This is a genomic window from Escherichia sp. Lx600-2, assembly GCF_036662595.1.
In the GTDB taxonomy this organism is placed as follows: domain Bacteria; phylum Pseudomonadota; class Gammaproteobacteria; order Enterobacterales; family Enterobacteriaceae; genus Escherichia; species Escherichia coli.
In genome coordinates, this window is the sequence record NZ_JAYQWM010000240.1 from 1 (window position 1) to 1,034 (window position 1,034).

Annotated in this window: 1 protein-coding gene; it reads right to left on the reverse strand. The window is 54.4% G+C overall.

Features of this window, described 5'->3' with window-relative positions; translation table 11 throughout:
- The coding region (tuf, locus tag OQV04_RS24770) for an elongation factor Tu (RefSeq protein WP_001398366.1) at window positions 1–1,034 on the reverse strand (1,034 nt) is incomplete at both ends.

Below are 1,034 nucleotides of genomic sequence, written 5' to 3' on the forward strand. Positions count from 1 at the left end.
GCTACAACGCCCGCGCCAACGGTACGGCCGCCTTCACGGATTGCGAAACGCAGACCGTCGTCCATCGCGATCGGGTGGATCAGGGTAACAACCATTTTGATGTTGTCGCCCGGCATTACCATCTCTACGCCTTCCGGCAGTTCGATGGTACCAGTCACGTCAGTAGTACGGAAGTAGAACTGCGGACGGTAGCCTTTGAAGAACGGAGTATGACGGCCGCCTTCATCTTTGGACAGAATGTACACTTCAGATTCGAACTTGGTGTGCGGCTTGATGGTGCCCGGCTTAGCCAGTACCTGACCACGTTCGATTTCTTCACGTTTGATACCACGCAGCAGAACACCTACGTTCTCACCAGCACGGCCTTCGTCCAGCAGTTTGCGGAACATTTCAACGCCAGTACAGGTAGACTTCTGAGTCTCTTTGATACCAACGATTTCAACTTCTTCACCAACTTTGATGATACCGCGTTCTACACGACCGGTAACAACGGTACCACGACCGGAGATGGAGAATACGTCTTCGATCGGCAGCAGGAACGGCTTGTCAATCGCACGCTCTGGTTCCGGAATGTAGGAATCCAGGAAGCCAGCCAGTTCCAGGATTTTCGCTTCCCACTCTGCGTCGCCTTCCAGCGCTTTCAGAGCAGAACCACGAACGATCGGAGTGTCGTCGCCCGGGAAGTCGTACTGAGACAGAAGTTCACGAACTTCCATTTCAACCAGTTCCAGCAGCTCTTCGTCATCAACCATGTCGCATTTGTTCAGGAACACGATGATGTACGGAACGCCTACCTGACGACCCAGCAGGATGTGCTCACGAGTCTGCGGCATCGGGCCGTCAGTCGCAGCAACTACCAGGATCGCGCCGTCCATCTGCGCAGCACCGGTGATCATGTTTTTAACATAGTCGGCGTGCCCCGGGCAGTCTACGTGTGCGTAGTGACGGGTCGGGGTGTCGTATTCAACGTGAGAAGTGTTGATGGTGATACCACGAGCTTTTTCTTCCGGCGCGTTATCGATCTGGTCGAATGC